Annotated in this window: 16 protein-coding genes and 1 tRNA gene; 11 read left to right on the top strand and 6 right to left on the bottom strand. The window is 62.6% G+C overall.

Annotated features, from left to right (window positions below):
* Nucleotides 1-34 precede the first annotated feature (34 nt).
* From pbpA to G6N38_RS10855, 5 genes are all read right to left on the bottom strand, one after another.
* Nucleotides 35-1,510, bottom strand: coding sequence for a D,D-transpeptidase PbpA (pbpA, locus tag G6N38_RS10875; protein WP_163747541.1), 1,476 nt, complete (start codon nucleotides 1,508-1,510; stop codon nucleotides 35-37).
* Nucleotides 1,507-2,910, bottom strand: coding sequence for a peptidoglycan glycosyltransferase RodA (locus G6N38_RS10870; protein WP_163747540.1), 1,404 nt, complete (start codon nucleotides 2,908-2,910; stop codon nucleotides 1,507-1,509). The genes pbpA and G6N38_RS10870 overlap by 4 nt, the downstream gene beginning before the upstream one ends.
* On the bottom strand, nucleotides 2,907-4,520 hold the full coding sequence (locus tag G6N38_RS10865) for a PP2C family protein-serine/threonine phosphatase (RefSeq protein WP_163747539.1): 1,614 nt from the start codon (nucleotides 4,518-4,520) through the stop codon (nucleotides 2,907-2,909). The genes G6N38_RS10870 and G6N38_RS10865 overlap by 4 nt, the downstream gene beginning before the upstream one ends.
* Nucleotides 4,517-4,984: an FHA domain-containing protein FhaB/FipA gene (locus tag G6N38_RS10860; protein WP_163747538.1), complete on the bottom strand. Its 468-nt coding sequence runs from the start codon at nucleotides 4,982-4,984 to the stop codon at nucleotides 4,517-4,519. Before G6N38_RS10860 ends, G6N38_RS10865 begins: the two co-directional genes overlap by 4 nt.
* Nucleotides 4,985-5,132: 148 nt before the next feature.
* A complete protein-coding gene (locus G6N38_RS10855; protein WP_163747537.1) occupies nucleotides 5,133-6,548 on the bottom strand; it encodes an FhaA domain-containing protein in 1,416 nt (471 codons plus the stop codon).
* Between the two features lie 225 nt (nucleotides 6,549-6,773).
* On the opposite strand from G6N38_RS10855, the gene G6N38_RS10850 reads away from it, so the two are divergent.
* From G6N38_RS10850 to G6N38_RS10800, 11 genes are all read left to right on the top strand, one after another.
* A tRNA-Leu gene (locus G6N38_RS10850) sits at nucleotides 6,774-6,856 on the top strand.
* 263 nt (nucleotides 6,857-7,119) lie between these two features.
* Complete coding sequence (locus tag G6N38_RS10845) at nucleotides 7,120-8,574, top strand: type I restriction-modification system subunit M (protein WP_163747536.1); 1,455 nt, start codon at nucleotides 7,120-7,122, stop codon at nucleotides 8,572-8,574.
* A gap of 2 nt (nucleotides 8,575-8,576) precedes the next feature.
* A complete protein-coding gene (locus G6N38_RS10840; RefSeq protein WP_246227990.1) occupies nucleotides 8,577-9,740 on the top strand; it encodes a restriction endonuclease subunit S in 1,164 nt (387 codons plus the stop codon).
* 9 nt (nucleotides 9,741-9,749) lie between these two features.
* Nucleotides 9,750-13,163 (top strand): DEAD/DEAH box helicase family protein, encoded by a 3,414-nt coding sequence (locus G6N38_RS10835; RefSeq protein ID WP_163747534.1) that lies wholly within the window; start codon nucleotides 9,750-9,752, stop codon nucleotides 13,161-13,163.
* 296 nt (nucleotides 13,164-13,459) lie between these two features.
* Nucleotides 13,460-14,104 carry a hypothetical protein gene (locus tag G6N38_RS10830; protein ID WP_163747533.1) on the top strand — a complete coding sequence of 215 codons (645 nt, stop codon included), beginning with the start codon at nucleotides 13,460-13,462 and terminating at the stop codon, nucleotides 14,102-14,104.
* Nucleotides 14,022-14,687: a hypothetical protein gene (locus tag G6N38_RS10825; protein WP_163747532.1), complete on the top strand. Its 666-nt coding sequence runs from the start codon at nucleotides 14,022-14,024 to the stop codon at nucleotides 14,685-14,687. Before G6N38_RS10830 ends, G6N38_RS10825 begins: the two co-directional genes overlap by 83 nt.
* A gap of 63 nt (nucleotides 14,688-14,750) precedes the next feature.
* Nucleotides 14,751-15,895, top strand: a protein-coding gene (locus G6N38_RS10820) for an IS3 family transposase (RefSeq protein ID WP_407662964.1) whose coding sequence is annotated in 2 segments (ribosomal slippage) — nucleotides 14,751-15,015 and nucleotides 15,015-15,895 — 1,146 coding nt in all. Because the reading frame shifts where the segments join, the coding sequence is not laid out codon by codon here.
* A 145-nt stretch (nucleotides 15,896-16,040) separates the two neighbouring features.
* Nucleotides 16,041-18,026: an ATP-binding protein gene (locus tag G6N38_RS10815; RefSeq protein WP_163747530.1), complete on the top strand. Its 1,986-nt coding sequence runs from the start codon at nucleotides 16,041-16,043 to the stop codon at nucleotides 18,024-18,026.
* A 421-nt stretch (nucleotides 18,027-18,447) separates the two neighbouring features.
* Entirely contained in the window at nucleotides 18,448-19,287 is an 840-nt protein-coding gene (locus G6N38_RS10810; protein ID WP_163747529.1) for a restriction endonuclease, read from the top strand.
* A gap of 293 nt (nucleotides 19,288-19,580) precedes the next feature.
* Nucleotides 19,581-19,979, top strand: coding sequence for a hypothetical protein (locus tag G6N38_RS10805; protein ID WP_163747528.1), 399 nt, complete (start codon nucleotides 19,581-19,583; stop codon nucleotides 19,977-19,979).
* A gap of 121 nt (nucleotides 19,980-20,100) precedes the next feature.
* A complete protein-coding gene (locus G6N38_RS10800; protein WP_246227858.1) occupies nucleotides 20,101-20,913 on the top strand; it encodes a uracil-DNA glycosylase family protein in 813 nt (270 codons plus the stop codon).
* 234 nt (nucleotides 20,914-21,147) lie between these two features.
* On the opposite strand, the gene G6N38_RS10795 is transcribed toward G6N38_RS10800, so the two are convergent.
* Nucleotides 21,148-21,480, bottom strand: coding sequence for a hypothetical protein (locus G6N38_RS10795; RefSeq protein ID WP_163747527.1), 333 nt, complete (start codon nucleotides 21,478-21,480; stop codon nucleotides 21,148-21,150).
* Nucleotides 21,481-21,639 lie beyond the last annotated feature (159 nt).

Raw genomic sequence — 21,639 nt, 5'->3', positions numbered from 1 at the left:
CATTGCTCGCCTCGCTTCGCTCTGCTTCGGGGGGTCACGATGTCCCCTGCAAAGCCGCCGCGATGGTTGCCCGCCCGACCGGGGCGGCCAGCGCGCCGCCGGTCGCCGAGAGCCGGTCACCGCCGTTCTCGATCAACACCGAGACCGCCACCTTGGGGCTTTGGGCCGGTGCGAACGCGATGTACCAGGCGTGCGGCGGGGTATTGCGTGGGTCGGTGCCGTGCTCAGCGGTACCGGTCTTCGATGCGATCTGCACGCCGGGAATCGCCCCTTTCTGCTGGGTCATCTGCTCGGCGCCGATCATCAAATCTGTAAGTTTAGCCGCGACCTGCTGCGAAACGGCACGCCGCTGCTCCTGAGGCGCTGCACTACTGATGTTGGACAAGTCCGGTCCTTTGAGGCTGTCCACCAGGTACGGCTGCATCATCACACCGGAATTGGCGATCGCTGCCGCCACCAACGCGTTCTGCAAGGGTGTCACCGCCACGTCTTTCTGGCCCATGCTCGACATTCCCAGCGCGGCGGCGTCGGACATCGGGCCTATCGTCGACTCCGCGACCTCCAGCGGGATCGGCGCCGGTGGACTGTCGAACCCGAACGCCTGAGCGGCGCTGCGCAGGGCGTCGGCACCCACTCGGATACCCAGTTCGACGAAAGCCGTATTGCAGGATCGGGCGAAGGCCTCGCGCAGCGACGCCGTCGGGCCGTTGCCGCAGGGGGTGCCGCCGTAGTTCTCCAGCGTGGCGGTGCTGTTCGGCAGCTGGATCTGCGGCGCGCTGGTGAGCTGATCGTTATCGGTCACGCCGGACTGCAGCGCGGCTGCGGTGGTGATCACCTTGAAGGTCGAGCCCGGCGGGAACGTCTCGGCGATGGCCCGGTTGGTCAGTGGCGAGGCGGGGTCGTCGCGCAGCTGCTGCCAGGCGGTGCCCTGCTCCTCCGTGTCGTGGGTGGCCAGCAGATTGGGGTCGTACGACGGCGAGGACACCATCGCCAGGACCTTGCCGGTGGACGGCTCCAGCGCCACCACCGAGCCGCGGCATCCGCCGGTGCAGCCTTGTTGCAGTGCGTCCCAGGCAGCCTGTTGAATCCGCGGGACGATCGTCGTGTCGACGTTGCCGCCGCGCGGGTCGCGGCCGGTGAAGAAGTCGGCCAGCCGCCGGCCGAACAGCCGCTGATCGGAACCGTTGAGGATGCCGTCCTCGGCTCGTTCCAGCCCGGTGCTGGAGTAACGCAGCGAGTAGAAACCCGTAATCGGTGCGTACACAAAGGGATTCGGGTACACCCGAAGGAACCGGTAGTGACCGTTGGTGGACACCGAATAAGCCAGCAGCTGCCCGCCCGCGGTGATCTGGCCGCGCTGGCGGGAGTACTCGTCCAGCAGTACCCGCTGGTTACGCGGATCGGCACGCAGGCCGTCGGCGCGGAAAACCTGGGTGACCGTGGCGTTGAGCAGCAGCAGCACGATCAACGCCATGATCATCACCGATATGCGGCGCAGTGAAGTGTTCATACCCGCTCGATCACCTCGGTACTGGAGGCCGCGATGGACGCGTGCGGGTTGGTGATGAGGGGACGCCGGGCGGCGTGCGAGATCTTGATCAGGATCGCCAGCAGCACGTAGTTGGCCACCAGCGATGAGCCGCCATAAGACATCCACGGGGTGGTCAAACCGGTCAGCGGGATCAGCCCGGTGACGCCGCCTACGACGATGAAGAGCTGGATGGCCAGGGTCGAGGCCAGTCCGGCGGCCAGCAGCTTGCCGAAGCTGTCCCGCACGGCGATCGCCGTGCGCAGCCCGCGCACGATCACGATGGTGTAGAGCATCAGCACCCCGGCCAGGCCGACCAGGCCCAGCTCCTCCCCGACCGCGGCGGTGATGAAGTCGGTCGAGGCAGCAGGCACGGTGCCGGGCTGGCCGTTGCCCAGCCCGGTGCCGAAAATGCCACCGGTGGCGAAGCTGAACTGCGACTGCACCATCTGGTAGCCGGCGCCCTCGGGGTCACCGAACGGATCAAGCCACGTCTGCACCCGGACGCGAACATGGCCGAACAGGTAGTAGGCCACGACGCTGCCCGCTGCGAACAGGGTCAGGCCGATGACCACCCAGCTGAACCGCTCGGTGGCGATGTAGACCATCACCAGGAACGAGGCATACAGCAGCAGCGAGGTGCCCAGGTCCTTCTCGAAGACCATGACACCGACCGAGACGATCCACGCGGCCAGTAGCGGGGCGAGATCACGCGGCCGCGGTATGTCGGCCCCAAGGAAATGCTTGCCGGCGCTGGTGAACACGTCGCGCTTGGCCACCAGCACGGCCGCGAAGAAGGTCAGCAGTAGGATCTTGGAGAACTCGGCGGGCTGAATGCTGAAGCCCGGGAAGCGAATCCAGATCTTGGCGCCATTGGTCTCGGAGAAGCGGGCGGGCAGCAGAGCCGGAATCGCCAGGAGCACAAGGCCGACCAGACCGAAGGTGTAGCCGTAGCGGGCCAGGATGCGGTGATCTTTGAGGAAGACCACAACGAGTGAGAAGCCGACAACACCGACGAGGGTCCACAGCATCTGCTGTTCCTCGCTGGGACGCTGCTGCGTTGTCAGCGCGCCGCCGATCAGGTCAAGACGGTGGATCATCACCAGGCCAAGGCCGTTGAGCAGCGCCACGACCGGCAGCAGCACCGGGTCGGCGTAGGGCGCGAAGCGCCGGATGGCCAGGTGCGCGCAGACGAACAGGGTGAGGAAGGCGAGTGTGGAGCTGGCCAGATCCCAGCTGATGCCCTGCTCCTGGTTGGCCTCCACGATCAGCAGCGCCACGACGGTGATCAGCGTGGCGAAGCACAGCAGCGCCAGTTCGGAATTACGCCGGGTCGGTGTTGTCGGTGCCAGCGTGACGGGTGCCTGCGGTTGGGTGCTCATGCCGCCGCCCGGCAGTCGGTGCCCGGTTTCTGCGGTGCGGCGGGCAGTTGTGTCACGGTCGGCGCGGGACTGACCGGCGGCGCGGGAACAGCGGAACCGGTTGTGGTGGTGCCACTTTCAGTCGGCGCCGGCGCGGTTCCCGGAGTGGGCGACGGCGCTGGTGCCGGGGTAAGGGTGGCGCTCAGTGCCGGCGCAGACGTCGGTGCGGCCGTGGGCGCGGGTGCCGGCGTCGATGCCGGCGCGGCTGAGGTGGGCGACGGCCCCGGCGCGGGAGGTGCGCTCGGAGCCGGAGTCGGGGCGGGTGTAGCTGCCGGGGTGGTGGTCGGTGTGCTGCTTGGCGGCGGCGCGCACGGCGGCAGCAGCGAGCTGTGCGCCAACTCCCGCAGCTGCCCGATCGCGTCGTCGAGGCTGCCGGTGGGCAGCCCGGCCGTCACCTGCGCGCGCTCGGAGGGGCGCAGATCCTGCAGCCGCATCAGCTGGCAGCCCAGCGCGTTGGTGGGCTGGCCGTAGCTGATCTGGGACAGCTCATTGCGGTCGTTGAGGCAGCCCAACAGGTAGGGCTCCTGGAGCGGGTAGGTCAGAATCGAGCCTTCGATACCGCGCATGATCGCGACCGTGCCGTCGTGGGCACTCACGTAGTAGCTACTGCGGATGATCTGGCGGCCCACCGCCAAACCGGCCAGTGCCAGCAGCAGGATCACCGCGACGGCGATGATCATCCGCCTGCGTGAGCGCGGTTTGGCCGGCGGTTCGGGTTCGGCTACGACCCGCTTGGCGGCTGCGGGCCGTGGCGTGATGGCCGAGGCGCGGCCGGCGGCGGTGTTTGGCGGCGCGGTGTTGTCGTCGTCGCCGGAGACCGCTCCGGCCAGGATCGGCTGGGTTTGCCCGCCGTAGTCATGGTCGACGACGTCGGCGACCACCACGGTGACATTGTCTGGGCCGCCGCCGCGCAGGGCGAGTTCGATCAGCCGGTCGGCGCTTTCGGCGACGTCGGGGATCTGCAGGGCCTCCAGGATGGTCTCCTGGCTGACCGGGTCGGACAGGCCGTCGGAGCACAACAGATAGCGGTCGCCCTCTTTGGCCTCTCGCATGATCAGCGTGGGCTCGACCTCGTGGCCGGTCAGCGCCCGCATGATCAGTGAGCGCTGCGGGTGGCTGTGCGCCTCCTCGGCAGTGATGCGGCCCTCGTCGACGAGGGTCTGCACAAAGGTGTCGTCCTTGGTGATCTGCGCCAGCTCCCCGTCGCGCAGCAGATAGCCGCGGGAGTCGCCAATGTGAACGAGCCCAAGTCTGTTGCCCGCGAACAGGATTGCGGTCAAGGTAGTGCCCATACCCTCGAGCTCGGGCTCCAGCTCGACGTGCGCTGCGATGGCCGAATTGCCTTCGTGCACCGCCTCGTCGAGCTTGCTCAGCAGGTCGCCGCCGGGTTCGTCGTCGTCGAGGTGGGCCAGTGCGGCGATCACCAGCTGGGAAGCCACTTCGCCGGCCGCGTGCCCGCCCATACCGTCGGCTAGCGCGAGCAGCCGCGGCCCGGCGTAGACCGAGTCTTCGTTGTTGGCGCGCACCAGGCCGCGGTCACTGCGGGCGGCGTAGCGCAGGACAAGGGTCACGGGCGCAACTCGATCACCGTCTTGCCGATATGTACCGGCGTGCCAATCGGAACGCGAACTGCCGTTGTCACCTTCGCCCTGTCGAGGTATGTGCCGTTGGTCGATCCTAGGTCTTCCACGTACCACTCGGAACCGCGCTGGGAGAGCCGGGCGTGGCGGGTGGAGGCGTAATCATCGGTCAGCACCAGCGTGGAGTCGTCCGCGCGACCGATCAGCACGGGCTGGCTGCCCAGGGTGATCCGGGTACCGGCCAGCGCTCCCTCGATCACCACCAGGTAGCGGGCGGCGTGGCGCTGCTGGCGCGATGGCAGCAGCGTGCCGCGCAGCGCGAGGCCGCGACGGACCATCACAGCGCCGGTGGGCGCATAGATGTCGTTGCGCAGAATGCGCAGCACAGACCAGATGAACAGCCACAGCAACAGCAGGAAGCCGGCGCGCGTCAGCTGCAGTACTAGTCCCTGCATCCGGCGTCCTCTCCGTCCTGGTACCCGCTTGCCGTTCCCGTGGTACCAGCAGGCACCGGGCCGACTACGGCACCGTCACGATACTTGGACGCCGGTGGGTGCGCGGGTGAAGCCACTCCCGCATCAACCAAGCCGCGGCCCGCCTACCTCAGTGGACGCGGACGATGATCTCGGAATGACCGAGGCGGATGACGTCCCCGTCGGCCAGCTGCCACTCTTGCACGGGCGCGTTGTTCACGGTGGTTCCGTTGGTGGAATTCAGGTCGGAGAGCAGCGCGACCTGGCCGTCCCACCGAATCTCCAGGTGCCGGCGAGATACCCCGGTGTCGGGCAGCCGGAACTGGGCGTCCTGGCCACGGCCGATGACGTTGGCGCCTTCGCGAAGCTGGTAGGTGCGGCCGCTGCCGTCGTCGAGCTGCAGGGTGACGGCGTGCCCGGCGGACGGGTAGTCGCCTTGGGCGGGCGGCTGGGCGTAACCGGCGTAGCCGCCCCCGGCGGGCTGACCGTAGTCGTAGTCGCGGCCGGCGGGTTCGGGGTAACCGCCCTGTTCGTAGCCGCGACCGTATTCGGGCTGGCCATACTCCGGACGGCCGTAGCCACTGGGAGGCTGGCCGTAACCGCCCTGCTCATAGCCACCCTGATCCGGGTAGGCGGGGCGGGGCTCGGGGCGGCCGTAGCCGGCGTCCTCGTGCCGACCCGGCCCACGGCCGTAGTCAGCGGCGGGCGGTCCGGCCGGTGGCGCCTGAGCGGGATAACCGCCGCCCTGCGGCGGGCCGTAGGACGGAGCGCCGTAGCCGGGGGGCGGACCCTGACGGTAGCCCTGGTCATAGCCCTGTCCGCCGCCGTAGCCGCCGCCGGCCGGGGGGCGCTGTTCGTAGCCTTGGCCGCTGTAGCCGCCCTGCTCCGGGTAGCCGCCTTGCCGCTGGCCGTAGCCCTGCTCACCGGGTGGTGCGTAGCCGCCTTGCTCGGGCGGATACGGGCCGCGCTGCTCAGGGGCGGCGGGCCGCGGCTCTTCCGGGCGCGGGTAGCGGTCGTCGTAGTAGTCGTCGCCGGGCCGCCCCTGACCCTGGTCGCCGCGGTAGGGGGGGTTTTCGCTCATCGCTGGTACTCCTGGTTCTGGGGTGTACGCCTGGTTCGATTGTGCTGGGGCGGTGCTGGCTTGGGACGGGTGGGGGTCGACGTCCGGATTGACGACGCCGCGCGCACGATATTGGCCGGTGTGCAGGCTCGGCGACTGCTCGAACCTGACAACCACATCACCATACGTTTGCCACCCCTGATCTCGGATGTATCCGCCCAAGTGTCTGGCAAAAGAGATCGTGGTGAGATCGCGATCGGCGCTGACCATCTCGAAGTCAGATGCACTGAGCGTAATGACGTATTCATTGGGGGCCAAGAAGCGTTCGCCGGGCAAGCTCTGCACACCCGCGGAGGCTTCCCGCCGCAGCGCGGCTTCTACCTCCGCAGGCGCGATTGATCCGCCGAACACTCGGGCGAAGGCGTCGCCCAGGGTGTTCTCGAGTCTGCGCTCGATGCGTTGAACCAGACCTCTCTGGTTACTCATCTCACCGCCTACCTCGAGTCCGCCGCGTGTCGCATCGGCGCACGCCGTCCCCTGATGGTATCGGCCCAGGTCGACGCCTCGTCACCCTGAGAATTCTGAGAATCCCGTTACGCCAGGTCAGAGGCTCGACCGTGGGGGTGTGACGGCGGTCGCTAGGCTGATCAGAGCCGCGGGCGCGAGTTGAGGTTCACCCCCTGGGCCGTGATACGCTCCCCCGGTTGTTTTGGGCGAGTGGCGGAATGGCAGACGCGCTGGCTTCAGGTGCCAGTGTCCTTCGGGACGTGGGGGTTCAAGTCCCCCTTCGCCCACAATGAGCGGTTCTTTTGAACTGCGACCACAAAGGTCACGAACCAGAAATGGTTCGTGACCTTTGCGTTTGGTGGAGAAGGCCGGGGTGAACCTCACGACGGCAGGTCCGCGGGATATCGAGCCCCAAGTCCCCGTCTGTGTGGTCGCTTGTCGCGAGGTCGCGATCTACCAGGTCGATCCTCAGCGTTGTGCTCCACTTGTCGGCTGGGTCCTATATACAGTTCCGTTCAGTTCAAGACGATGAGTTGAGGGGGCCTCCGCCGTGATCACCGGTGAGTTGAAGAGCAAAGTCGACCGGGTCTGGGACGCGTTCTGGTCGGGCGGCATCTCCAACCCGCTGGAGGTCATCGAGCAGATCACTTACCTGCTGTTCATCCGACGCCTCGACGACCTGGAGACCCTGGAGGAGCGCAAAGCTCGCCTCGGCGCAGCCGGTCAGCTGCGGTTCGGTTCAGACCAACAAGAACTGCGGTGGTCGCGCTTCAAGAATGAGGAGCCGGCTGTCATGTTCGCGACGGTCGGGGAGAAGGTCTTCCCATTCCTCCGGACCCTGGGTGGCGACGGCTCAACCTATGGCGAGCACATGAAGGACGCCCGGTTCACGATTCCAACCCCGCAGCTGCTTTCGCGAGTTGTGGACCTGCTCGACGACATCCCGATGAACGACCGCGATACCAATGGCGATCTTTACGAGTACCTGCTGTCGAAGATCGCGAGCGCTGGTGTCAACGGTCAGTTCCGCACGCCTCGCCACATCATCAAGCTGATGGTGGATATGACGGCGCCGACGCCAGCCGATGAGATCTGTGATCCGGCAGCTGGCACAGCGGGCTTTCTCGTGGCTGCGGCGGAGTACATCCGCGACGAGCACCCGTCGGTGCTCACCGATGCCGCCCAGCGGAAACATTTCCACGCCAGCATGTTCCATGGATATGACTTCGACAACACCATGCTGCGGATCGCCAGCATGAACATGTTGATGCACGGTATCGAGGCGCCGGACGTCCGGTATCGAGACTCGTTGTCCGAGGGCGCTTCTGAGGACGCCGAGAAGTACACGCTGATCCTTGCAAACCCGCCGTTCGCTGGGTCTTTGGACTATGAGTCGACGTCTAAGGACCTCCAACGAATGGTCAAGACCAAGAAGACCGAATTGCTGTTTGTAGCGTTGTTTCTCAAACTGCTGAAGCCTAGCGGCCGCGCGGCGGTAATCGTTCCCGACGGGGTGCTATTTGGGTCGTCGAAGGCGCACAGGGATCTTCGGCGCGCGCTGGTCGAAGAGCAGAAGCTCGACGGGATTGTGAAGCTGCCGGCAGGTGTGTTCAGACCCTATGCCGGGGTATCGACGGCGATCCTTCTGTTCACGAAGACGGACTCGGGCGGCACCGATCATGTGTGGTTCTACGACGTCACTGCTGATGGGTTCTCGTTGGACGACAAACGGCATCCGGTCGGGACCAACGACCTTCCCGATGTGCTGTCGCGTTGGACCGAGCGCGCTGGATCTGAACTTGAGCGGGCGCGAACCGAACAGTCTTTCTGTGTTTCTAAGGAGGACATCGTCGCGCAGGGATACGACTTGTCGCTGAACCGGTACAAGGAGATCGTTCATGACGAGATCGAGTACCGGCCGCCGATCGAGATAATTGCGGAGATCGAGAAGCTCGAGGGCGAGATTGCCTCGGGGCTTGCGGAGTTGAAGGCGATGCTGTCGTGAAGATGGTTGCGTTGGGGGATGTGGCCGACATCAACCCGAAGGCAGAGAAGATCGCACCGGACGAAGAAGTCAGCTTCGTAGGCATGGCCGATCTAGACATCGCGAGCGCTCTGACACAGTCGACAACAGTCCGTCCTTTCCGCGAGGTAAGCAAGGGCTACACCACCTTCGCCGATGGCGACATCCTCGTTGCAAAGATCACGCCATGCTTTGAGAACAACAAAATCGGGCAGGCGCGACTCAGCTGCAAGATCGGCGTCGGGTCAACCGAGTTTCACGTGGTGCGCCCTTCGGAGCGCCTCCATGACCGATACCTCCTGCACTTCCTGCGGCAGGACAAAGTACGTCGTGCAGGGGAGCGGCGAATGACCGGTAGCGCAGGCCAACGTCGTGTCCCCGTAAACTTTGTTGAGGGCCTGCGCGTCCCACTCCCTTCACTTGACGAGCAGCGGCGCATCGCCGAGATCCTCGACAACGCTGATGCGCTTCGCACCAAACGTGCTCAGATCGAGCGCAGTTGGACGGAGCTCGCGTCAGCAATCTTCGACCGGCTATTTGGTGACCCCATCGCGAACCCAAGAGGTTGGCCGAGGCATAGTTTTGGGGAGCTCGTGGCGTCGATGCAGTATGGGCCACGTTTCTACAACGAGTCGTACTCGTTTGAGGGTGTCCGGATCGTTCGCATCACCGATCTGGATACAGCTGGGCACCTCAACTTTGGGCCGATGCCGAAAATGACTGTAACGGATGACGAACGACAAAAATTTGCACTTACTGCTGGCGATATTTTGTTTGCGCGCACGGGGGCCACAGTGGGCAAACTTGCCTTGATCAAGCACGATGACCCACTTTGCATTGCGGGGGCCTACTTTATCCGGATCAAATTGCGCGACTCGGTGGAACCAAGGTTCGCAGCAGCCTTCCTGCGAACTAGATCCATTCAATCCATCATCAAAGCCGGCTCGCACCAGTCGGCACAGCAGAACTTCAGCGGACCTGGGCTGCGAGCGCTGCCCTGCCCATTACCGCCGATCGAGCTCCAGCGACAGTTCTGCAACATCATGGCAAAGCTAGAAGAAGAGCGAACCTGCCGGGCTGAAGCTGCTGCGGCCTTAGACGAGCTGTTCGCCTCCCTCGAATCCCGTGCCTTCTTCGGTCGGCTGTGAGGTAGTTAGATGTCGAACTTCGCCTTCCTGCAATTCATCGGTTGGCCAGAGATGCACGCCGACTGTGCGCGGGCGGAGAGCTATGCCACGAGTGATCCACGTTCGGCGTGTTTCTACAGCCGACGCACTGTCGAGCATTTGGTCGACTACCTGTATGACGTTCTGGCGCTGACGATTCCGTACAAGAACGACCTGGCCGCCAAGATCAATGATCCGAAGTTCAAGTCGAAGGTCGGCGTTGGGATCGCCACCAAGCTCAACCTGATCCGCAAGCTTGGCAACACCGCGGTCCACGAGGCGCAGCCCATCCCGCCACGGGTGGCGTTGGATGCGCTTCGCGAATTGCACCACGTCATGCTTTGGGCGGCATTCCGGTATTCGACTCAGCCGCAGTCAGTTCCGATTAAGGCCGTGTTCGATCCGAAGATCGCGGTGAAGGCCGCACCGTTATCCCGGCAGGAGGTCGCGCAGCTCGCCGCGAAGTTCGCCGCTCAGGATGAAGCCCACGCCAAGGCGCTGGCCGAGAAGGACGAACTCGCCGCTGCGCAGGCCACCGAGATCGCCGCATTGCGCGAGGCTGTCAATAAGGCCCAGGCCGCCAACCAGCAGACCGATGACCGTGACTACAACGAAGCCGACACCCGTGACCGGTTCATCGATGTCATGCTCGCCGAAGCAGGCTGGCCTCTGACAGACACCAAGGACCGCGAGTACCCGGTCACCGGCATGCCCAATGGCGACGGCAAGGGCTCCGTCGACTACGTGTTATGGGGCCAGGATGGTCTTCCGCTGGCGATTGTGGAGGCCAAACGCACCACTAAGAGTCCGCAGGCCGGCCAGCAGCAGGCCAAGCTGTACGCGGACTGCCTGGAGAAGATGACAGGGCGTCGGCCGGTGATCCTCTACACCAACGGTTTCGAGCACTGGATCTGGGATGACACCGGCGGCTACCCTCCGCGGGAGATCCAGGGCTTCTACACCCGGGACGAACTGGAGCTTCTGATCCAGCGCCGCGACACCCGCAAACCGTTGACCGACATGCCAATCGACTCGGGCGTCGTAGAACGGCATTACCAACACCGCGCGATCCGCGCGATCGACGAGGCGTTCACTAGCAAGGAACGCGAAGCCCTGTTGGTGATGGCCACCGGATCGGGCAAGACCCGCACCGTTATCGCGCTGGTGAAGCAGCTAATGGAAGCCAACTGGGTCAAACGGGTGCTGTTCCTTGCCGACCGCACCGCACTGGTCACCCAGGCCGCCAACGCGTTCAAGGCGCACCTTCCCGACGCGACCACTGTGAACCTGGTGACCGAAAAGATCACCGACGGTCGGGTGTACGTGTGCACCTACCCGACGATGATGAACCTCATCAACGACACCGACTCTGGCATCAGGAAATTCGGACCCGGCTACTTCGACCTCGTCGTCGTTGATGAAGCCCACCGCTCGGTCTACCAGAAGTACCGGGCCATCTTCGACTGGTACGACTCACTCCTCGTCGGCCTGACCGCCACCCCTAAGGACGAAGTCGACCACAACACGTACCGGCTGTTCCACCTCGAAGACGGCGTGCCCACGGACGCCTACAGCCTCGACGACGCCGTCAAGGAAGGCTTCCTGGTGCCTGCTGTCGGGATCTCCGTCGGCACCAAATTCCTGCGCCAAGGGATCCGCTACGCCGATCTGTCCGAAGAGGAGAAGGACGACTGGGACGCCCTGGACTGGGGCGACGAGGACCCACCTGACGAGGTGAGCTCAGAGGAGATCAACCGGTTCCTGTTCAACGAGGACACCGTCGACAAGGTGCTCGCCGAACTGATGAGCAAGGGCCACCGCGTCGCCGAGGGCGACCGGCTCGGCAAGACCATCATCTTCGCCAAGAACCAAGCCCACGCCGAGTTCATCGCCCGACGCTTTGACGTCCAATATCCGCAGTACTCTGGAACATTCGCCCGTGTCATCACCCACAGCACTGCCTATGCCCAGTCGCTGATTGACGATTTCTCCGTCACCGACAAGGCCCCACACATCGCCATATCGGTCGACATGCTCGACACCGGCATCGATGTCCCCGACGTGGTCAACCTCGTCTTTTTTAAGCTTGTTCGGTCCAAGACCAAGTTTTGGCAGATGATCGGCCGCGGGACCCGCCTACGCCCCGATCTCTTCGGCCCCGGCAAGGACAAGCAGAACTTCTACGTCTTCGACTTCTGCGGCAACCTCGAATTCTTCAGCCAGGACCTGCAGGGATCCGAAGGCTCGTTCCAGAAGTCATTGAACCAGCGGCTGTTCGAAACGCGCCTTGGCCTGATCACCGCAATCGACCACGCCTGGCCGCCCTCGGAGGCAGAACCCGACGAGGGGCAGGGCACCGAGACCGAAAGAGGATTGCGGGTCGATGTTGCGTGGTCGCTCCATCGGGCCGTCACGGGAATGAACCTGGACAACTTTCTGGTGCGACCCCACCGCCGGCTGGTCGAGCAATACTCGCAATGGCCGGCCTGGACGTCTCTGACGCCCGATGTCGCAGGCGATGTCGCCGAACACCTCGCAGGGCTGCCGTCAGCGCACAAGGACGACGACGAGGACGCCAAGCGCTTCGACATGCTCGTCTTGCGCCGTCAACTCGCCCAACTCGAAGGCGACGCTGTCGCGGCCGAACGGCTACGCGAACAGATCCAGAACATCGCAATTGGCCTGCTGAGCCAGACAGCGATCCCGTCGGTGAAGGCACAAGAGGGGCTTCTCGAAGAGGTCGGCGGGGATGAGTGGTGGGTTGACGTCACCCTGCCGATGCTCGAGTCGGTGCGGCGCAAGCTACGCGGTTTGCTCCGGTTCCTGGAGAAGGCGAAACGGAACCAGGTCTATACCGACTTCGCCGACGAACTCAGCGAAGCCACCCTCGTTGATCTCCCGGGGATCACGCCCGGCACCAACTGGGAACGCTTCCAAGCCAAGGCCCGCGCGTATCTCAGACAGCACCAGGATCACGTTGCGCTGCAACGGTTACGACGCAATAGGCCCTTGACCCCGGATGACCTCGCCTCGTTGGAGCAGATGCTCGTCGAGAGCGGTACGGGAGAGCAAGCCGATATCGAGCTGGCCAAGGAGCAGTCGCATGGCCTGGGGTTGTTCGTGCGGTCACTAGTCGGGCTGGACCGCGAAGCCGCCGCTGAAGCTTTCGGCGCATACCTGGACGGCACGAAGTTCAATGCCGACCAGATCCGTTTCGTGAACCTCATCATCACCGAACTGACAGCCAACGGTTTCATGGAACCCGTGAGGCTCTACGAGTCGCCCTACATCGACCACGCGCCCACCGGGCCCGATCACGTATTCGCGGATACTGACGTTGACCAGATCGTTGCCATCCTGAATAACGTGCGGGACAACGCGATACCCCGAGGCGGCGCGGCGTGACGTATGTTCGCGGCGGCCGCAGTTCTGGGTTGTCGATGCGCTTCCACTCGCACGGGGCGGCAGGTGACAACAAGGTCGAGACGACCTTCCGACCAAGGCGCGGACGGAGACCGTCAGAGGAACGGGCAGTCCGAGACCGGTCGGCCCACGTTGTAGCGGTTGGAAGACCAGCTTCGTCGTCGCTCGACTCCTTTCTAAGGGGCTTCGCCAACCAGCTCGGTACGGGGGCTTGGCAGCAGGAGTTCCGGAAAATAGTCACTCCCGCATCAACTACATTCGCAAAGAGGTAGCACGGCATGACGGAAGTTCGAATAAATGGGGTACCTCAACAACCCGCAACGACGGATGCCCCCGGAGAGATCTCGCCGGATCGACTACGGACAATTTTTCAGGACTCGCGCCTCAACTTCCTGATCGGTGCGGGTACATCGAGTAGCTTCTTCGCGTCGCTCGGAAACATTGAGCAGGCACTTACCGACCTCGCGGCACTGCAGGGCACCACGAGGTCCAAGCTGCTCGTACGCGCGTCGATTCAGGCGTACTTCTTTGAGAATGTCCTCGTTCCGAATCAAAAAATCCTCGCTAGGGACCAGTCCGCCGAAACGGTGTTGCTTTCATACGCGAGGTTCTTGCGAACACTCAATCGTATCTTGACTAAGCGCCACAGCACCCTGGTCCCAAAGCAGATCAACGTCTTCACAACTAACGTCGACATGATCTTTGAGGTCGCGCTGGAGCAACTCGGAATCGATTACAGCGACGGCTTCAGCGGCAAGATCAGACCCCGTTTCGACCTTGGCGACTTCAACACAACGCTTCCGTACAGGAAGCCGTTACGAACACCGATCAGAGGTCCCGGTGTTCAACCTTGTCAAGCTGCATGGGTCGGCGGCATGGCGTCAAGAGATCCGCGACGACAACAAGACCGACATATTCTTTGACCACGGCCTCACTGTCGTCGCGGAGGTCGAGAGCAAGCTCGATGCTGCTCGGACACGTCTTCTAGACGTCACCGCTGAGCCACAGCAGCAAGGTTGGGGACCGACCATACGTCCTGTAACCGACCTTGTCAGCGAAGCAGACAGTGCTCTCCAAGACGACGCTGACCTATCAGATGTTAAACGATTTGCCCTTGCTTATAACCGGTTGGGAATCGTAAACCCGGACAAACGCAAATTTGCCTCAACCGTCATGAACGAGACTTATTACGAGCTGATTCGACGGTTCGCAAACGAGCTGGAGAAGGAAAATAGCGTCCTGCTTGTGCATGGGTTCTCGTTTCGAGACGAGCATCTACGTGACCTAGTACTTCGGGCTGCTCGCACGAACCCTACTCTGTTGGTGATCGTGTTCTGCTACTCACGTGGCGACCGAAGATCTTATGAACAGCTTCTACCCGACACAGAGGTAAAGAACGGGAACATCCTGTTTGTGGCTCCGTCGGAGCCTGGCATCGATGAGAACGAACGTTTCGCAACGCTCGACGTTATCGAGCAGGATTACCTCGTGGCGTGTTCCCGCTGAATGAATCCAACCAGTTTTAGAGTCCTGTGGCCCGATGTCGGGCCAGAAGGGACGATGGGACACATGGCTGGTCGGAAGCGGAATTCCGCGGAGGACATCGTGCGCAAGTTGCGCCGGGCGGATGAGCTGGCTGCTGAGGGCAAGACTGGCGAGGAGATCGCGGCCGAGCTGCAGGTCTCGCCGGCCACGCTGTACAACTGGCGGCGCACCTACGGCGGGATGGATACCGACGCCGCCAAGGAGCTCAAGGAGCTGCGCGAGCAGAACTCCCGGCTCAAGCGGCTGCTGGCCGAGGCCGAGCTTGAGAAGGACGCGTTGCGGGAGGTCGCGAAGGGAAAATTCTGAGCCCAGCTGCCAAGCGCCGCGCCGTCGACATGCTCAAGGACACCTTGAGCATGTCGGAACGGTTGGCGTGCAAGGCTGTTGGGCTGGCCCGCTCCACCTACCGCCGCCTGCCGCTCGGGCAGACCCCTGATGATCCGGACGCCGACATGCGGGCCTGGCTGCGCGCCTATGCCACCAAACACCCCTGCCACGGGTTCCGGCGAGCCTGGGCGGCGCTGCGCTACAACGAGCGCCGTGAGGTCAACAAGAAGAAGATCCACCGCCTGTGGCGCGAGGAAGGTCTGCAGGTGCGGGTGCACAGCCCCCGCAAGCGGGCCGGGGTCTCCTCGGTACCGCCGGTCCTCGCCGATGCGCCGAAGGTGGTGTGGGCGATCGACTTCCAGTTCGACTCCACCATCGACGGGAAGGCCATCAAGATCGCCTCGATGGTTGACGAACACACCCGCGAGTCGCTGCTGAACCTGGTGGAGCGCTCGATCACCGGCGAACGCCTGGTCGAGGAGCTCACGGAGGTGTTCGCCGCCCATGGTGGCCCACCGAAGGTGCTGCGCATGGACAACGGACCGGAGATGGTTTCGGCAGCGCTGCAACGGTTCTGCAAGAACAAGACCGGCATGGTGTACATCCCGCCGGGCTGCCCGTGGGACAACGGCTACATCGAATCGTTCAACAACCGACTGCGTAAGGAGTGCCTCAACCGCAACTACTGGAACACCCTGTTCGAGGCCCGCGTGGTCATCGGCGACTTCAAGCACGAGCACAACCACCGACACCGCCACTCGGCCCTGGGGTACTTGACGCCGGCCGAGTACGCTGCGGCGTGCAGGTGCACCCACACCCCGGTGGCCTGCAGCATCAACTGAGAACGGATCAAACCAACCCGACTCGAGAACCGGGTGGACTCAGTATCGGGAACTCGCCACTCGCGCCAATTGTAGCCGACAAGCTCCCACAGCCGGATCAGCGTATTGAACTCAACATCCGCGCAACCGTGCCGGAGGGCGATCAATGATCGACGAGGTCGACTTCGAGCGCGACGCGGTGTTCCGGGTCGGGCGCGTCACGTCCGTCGATGGCCGCCGCGTGAAAATCGCGGTGGACAAATTAAAGAACACTTCCCATCTCCTGTACAAAGGCGGTTTAGTTCGCAACGTTGCAGTCGGCAGCTACGTCAAGATCACGAAAGGCTTCGCCGAACTCATTGCTAAAGTAGACGGTGAATTCGTCGAAGAAGATCGGTCCGTGTCGGCCGTATATCAGCGAGGGGCTGACCCGCTATCTCGCCAGCTTGAGGTAAGCCTTGTCGGGTATCTGGAAGACGAAGGTTTTGAGCGGGGCGTGAGGGAGTTGCCCTTGCTCGACAATGAGTGTTTCATCCTGACGCAACGCGAGTTTGAACTCATTCACACCTTCGTTGCCGACGACGATGAAGCGATTATTATCGGTGCGCTGGCAATGGAGCCGACCCAGCCCGTATCCGTTGGTATCAACGCAATCTTCGCGAGTCATGTTGGGATTTTCGGGAACACAGGCAGCGGAAAGTCCTACACGCTCGCAAAGCTTTTTCATGAGCTGTTTGAGCGTTACGGTTCGATTCAGACCTTTCGGCAACGAGCTCAGTTCGTGCTTATCGACTTCAACGGTGAGTACCTCAGCCGTGACGGTGCGGACGGCCAATTAGCGTCAACCTCGGTCATCACTGGGCAGGGGAACAAGCGCGAGTATGCCCTCAGCACAAGGACGGACTCCGGGCCGCGACTGCCTCTGCCACAGAGTGCGATCGGCGACCTCAGCTTCTGGACGGTGCTCCTCGACGCCACAGAGAAGACCCAGGCACCCTTCTTAGCGAGAGTACTGTCGAGCGACTACTGGGAGCAGCGTCTCGCCGACTCGGGCGACCTCCTCGGCGTGCTGGGCGACATGATTTTGCGTGCAACAAAAAGCAGCGATACTTCGCTCGATCGCCAAACCGTCCTGAATCTGCTTGCTGAAGTTCAAACCTGCCTTGGGCCCAACTCCTCCGGCGAGCTCGCGGCTCTGATTCAAGACTTTCAGCAGAACCTGCACTACAACGCGACCATGCGAAAGTTTTACTGGGGAGCTTGGAGCGGATCGCCCATCGATCCGGATCACCCTTCCTGGTCGGCGTTGACGAAAGACAGGGTCGCTGCTTTAAACATCGATTTCACCTCGATCGAGCCCGGCATCGATTTGGTTCGGTTCAAGATCGTTCTCCAGTACTACAACGACGTCATCAGCGGATTCTCGAACCGGGAGCATCTCGCCCCGCTCATTAAGCGTTTGGAAACTCGGGTGCCAGACATCAAGAAGCTGGTTGAAGCTGCCGGCGACGACTCTTTTGGTGAACCGTTGATCGTGGTGTCGCTACGGGACGTGAACTTGGCTATGCGCAAGGTCATTCCCATGTTGTTATGCAAATATCTTTACGATCGAAAAAAGGTTATCGATCCGACCAATCAACGTTACCTCGGCCTCATTATCGACGAGGCCCATAATATTTTGTCGCTCGAATCTTCAAGGGAGAGTGAGGCATGGCGCGACTATCGGTTGGAGACCTTCGAGGAAATCGTTAAAGAAGGGAGAAAGTTTGGCGTCTTCATGACGCTCGCTAGCCAGCGTCCACACGACATATCGCCGACAATTATCTCCCAGCTCCACAATTACTTCCTGCACCGCCTAGTGAACAATCTAGACATCCAAGCAATCGAAAAGGCCGTGGCCTACCTCGACCGAATCTCGTTCGAATCGTTGCCGATCCTGCCCAGAGGTGCATGCGTATTGGCAGGCGTGGCGACCCAAGTGCCGGTTGTGGTGAAGATAGCCGAACTTCCGGCTGCTACGGCTCCGGACAGCCGGACAATGACGGTTACGGCAGACTGGCTGAAGGCCTTGCCTTTGGCCGAAGGCGATGAGGGCGATACTGGCTGGGAGTTCGACACCGGCGTTTCCGCGGATGACGAACCTCCATTCTGACTCATTAAGGCGAACGTAAATGTGAACTGCGCTGCTGTTGCTGCGTAACACGTCCAAGCGCGCCAGGGCTTTCATTCCTGGGAGGTCACGTGCCCAGCTACTTCGCCAAGACCCCGGTTGAAAACGAGAGCGCCCTCCAGATCATGCTGTCGCGTACTGCAGACAGTCTCGCCACCAGCGCGAAAATGCCGAACGGGAGGTTCGGGCCGTTCGAAGTCAGCGCAAGCCCCTGGTTCGCCGACCTGCAGTCTGCTGTGACGATGAGTGGCGAACATCCGGCCGGCCACGTCCACGCACTCTGCCGAAATGAACATGAAGGGGGCAGGGCAACACTGCGTCGGGTTGAGACCAATCAACCGACAAGTCGGCGTGTCTCGGCAATCATCCCGATGTCTCGACGCCGTGTGCGACGGTTACGCGTATGACAACTCCTCCGGAAAGCGCGGAGTACGAACAATTTGTGGAGAGCTTGGTTAGGCGTCTCGCCAAACGAGCACCTGTCCGCACTGAGCGGATTCGGTGGGACGAAGACATCAAAGGACACGCGACTACAAACCAGCTGGACGTTGTTTGGGATTTTCGCGATGAGCGTGGACAGCCTCACCGGCTGGTGTTCGAGGCGCGCTCTTACAAGTCCGACATCAAACAGGGCCAATTGCATGCGTTTCGGTCGGTGGTCGACGACATACAGGATCCGGATAGGCCAGTGACAGGCGTGATGGTGACGACTGCCCGATACCAGGTCGGCGCAAGAAGGGTGGCGTCAACCTATGGGGTCGTCGTACTGGAGCTTCGCGAGCCGGCCGACGGGGAGTTGGACGGCCAACTCAAGCAAATCATTCTGAACGCCACCCCAGCTCTCGCAATCGTCGAGAACCTCCGATTCGAAGACGTTGAGTTGCTTGTGGAAAGCTTCGACAGCGGACTCGCGATACTCGGCGCCTTCGAAATTCGGCTGCCTGACGGGCAGGTGATCGCCATGTCGAACCTGCTGTGCGACGGAGAATTAGGAAACTTGAATGACCTCAAACCCGTGCACGAAGTGAGACGTTCTTTTGATTCACCTGTTGTGTTGCGCATGGACGGGCATGACGTGGCAAGAATACGTGCTGTCAGCGCCTCGGTCGGTGACTTCCTTGCATCGCCGGCGACGGCCACGGTTGCAGGACCGCAAGCGGTTGCGTGGGTACTTTGCAATTCTCTGACGGGGGCCACGGCGTGGATAGCCGAGGGCGGCGAGTACTGGGTGATCGACTCGTGAGTGTGCTTCGGTGCCTCAGGGGCGCTGGATACAGAACCAGCTGCGCCACCTGGGAACGATCGACGACCCCTCATCGAGCTCGAATTACGGGCTCGCAGGATAGATACCTCCCGGAGGCTCCAGACGCCCGGCTGTAAACCACTTTACATACCGGCGCGCTGTGCCGTAAAGTGCTTTACAGTCGGTACATGGATCGAAGATTCGAGCGCCTCGTGGTGCTAAGAGATGAACGAGCTGTGCACCAAAGGGCTGCCGACGGTGTACGCGACAAGATCTACAAGATCATTCGCAGCATGCCGCTCGACAGCGACAAGACAGCGATCCAGCGCGCCTCCGGTGTCAGCAGGCCGACGGTGTATCAGCTTCTACAGGAAGGGAATTCAATTAACACCGAACTCGAACTAATCACGACTGCAGGCGCGGTGCGCGACTACATCGCGCGGATCCGCGACGCCCTATCCAGCCCAGACGACGTTATCGCCGCCTTCATCGCGGAGGCTGAGTACAGCGTGGGTAATCGCAGGACCGACGGAGCCGACTGGTACTGGCCAGACCTGGAGCAAGCCCTAGATTGCGCACGGTCTTGGCAGGAGTCCCGCACTGCCGAGCGCATGGACGCGCTCCTCGACGCACTCGACGATGCAGTACAAACAGTCGAAGAGGACGAGCGCGACGCCCAAAGTTCGAATTGACAAACAACGCCAGTCTCGACGCGACTGCACCCTCGCTGATGTATTGGCGTGCTTCGGGGAGTTAGGGCATTCTCCGCAGTGATGTCATCCTCAAAGCGCGCGCCAGATCGACGCTTAGCAGGTGATCGTCGAGGGCCCTTGCGCGCGCTCTCGCGCCTCCCTGACAGCGAAACACTTGGCCGCCGGTGTCGGTGGTGCGCCGTACTCTCGGCGTCAGCCGTGCCGCGTGTCGGGGGCTCGCAGTAACTCCGAGGGGAGCAGTCTGGTGACAATTCGCGAGGATTCTGAGGGTTCGCTTCAGCAGCGAAAGAACCAGCTCGATGACGAGATCCGCAGCTGTGCACGCTGTCCAGGTATGAACAAGGAGGGGGTGACCCAGGCTGCGCCTGGCTGGGGCAACCTTTATTCACCGGTCGTGATTGTGGGTCAAAGCCTCTGCGAGCAGTGCATGAAGCCGCAGGAGCCCTTCTTCGAGGGAAGTGGAAGCTTGCTGAACGAAAGTCTGAGGCGTGCCGGCCGCGCAAAGGACGAGACATTCATCAGCAACGTGGTGCATTGTCACCCGCCCAAGAACCGTGGGTCCCATGAGCACGAGATAGTGAACTGCTCGTCATTTCTGCATCGCGAGCTCGAATTGGTCCGTCCACGATTGGTCATCGCGCTCGGTGTCGACGCCAAACGTGTTCTGTCATTCTTCTATCCCTCGGCGCGGGTCTCTCCGTGGCCGTTCCGTGCGCCGAGCGGTCGGCAGCCGCGTTCGCCCTACTTGCTCTTCGCCAAGCACCCCGCCTGGATCAAGCGCAAGCACGACAACGCGCTCGAACAGGAGTACGTCCATAGTTTGGCCGACGCCATGCGGTGGGCCTTTCACGGTGCTGCCCCCGTTCTTGAGCCCACGTGCGCTGGAATGGCCGACGTCAACGCGACGGACTGACCAACGGCCGTGACACCATCTTCGCGTCACTCGACACAATCAAGTGCCGCTTCGATGGTCGCTATCTGGATCGCGGACGTCCTGCGCAACTCGGTCTTGGTCCGCGATCCAGCCAGAATCCTCTGGCCCATTGAACAATTCGGCTATGTCAGGCCATGTCCGCCACTCATGTGGTGCCGGAGGCGTTTCGGACGACATCGTCCTCACCTCCTTCTGACTTAGCCCGTGACTGCCTCAACCGATACCCAGAGTAGCGGCGTCGGTCACGTGGCAATGCCAACGTCGGGCCGGTGACGGGATTCTGAACCCGGACCACGAAGTCGGCGACACCGACCTGGCCACGATGGGGCGGCCTAAGTCGGCCCAGGGGCGGCCACTCCAGTCCGGCAGCACCTGCGCAGTGATCTGATCGCCGAGTAGGTCGCGCTGCGTCTGGGTGTCCTCGATGGCGATGGCCGTCACGAACACCTCGCCGTCACCACCGGACAGGTGCAGCAGTTCCGGTGAGCTGGCGGTCGTAACCGGGGTGATCTGGCCGCGCTCGTTGGTCGTGGACGAGGTGGCCAATCACGGTGGCCTCGGCGGCGGCATTCTCACTAAACCCGGCGTGCGCCGCGGCCGGCTTGAGGCCAGCACGGCCGATAGCCGCTTGGGTGTGTGCGCGGCCTGGTCGACACCTTGGGGTGCGGTGCCGAGGTGCGCCTCGCCCGCCTCGCACACTTGTCA

It is taken from the genome of Mycolicibacterium helvum, from assembly GCF_010731895.1.
GTDB lineage: Bacteria > Actinomycetota > Actinomycetes > Mycobacteriales > Mycobacteriaceae > Mycobacterium > Mycobacterium helvum.
The sequence above is the reverse complement of the archived record's forward strand: the minus strand, read 5'-3'. Positions and strand labels throughout refer to the sequence as shown.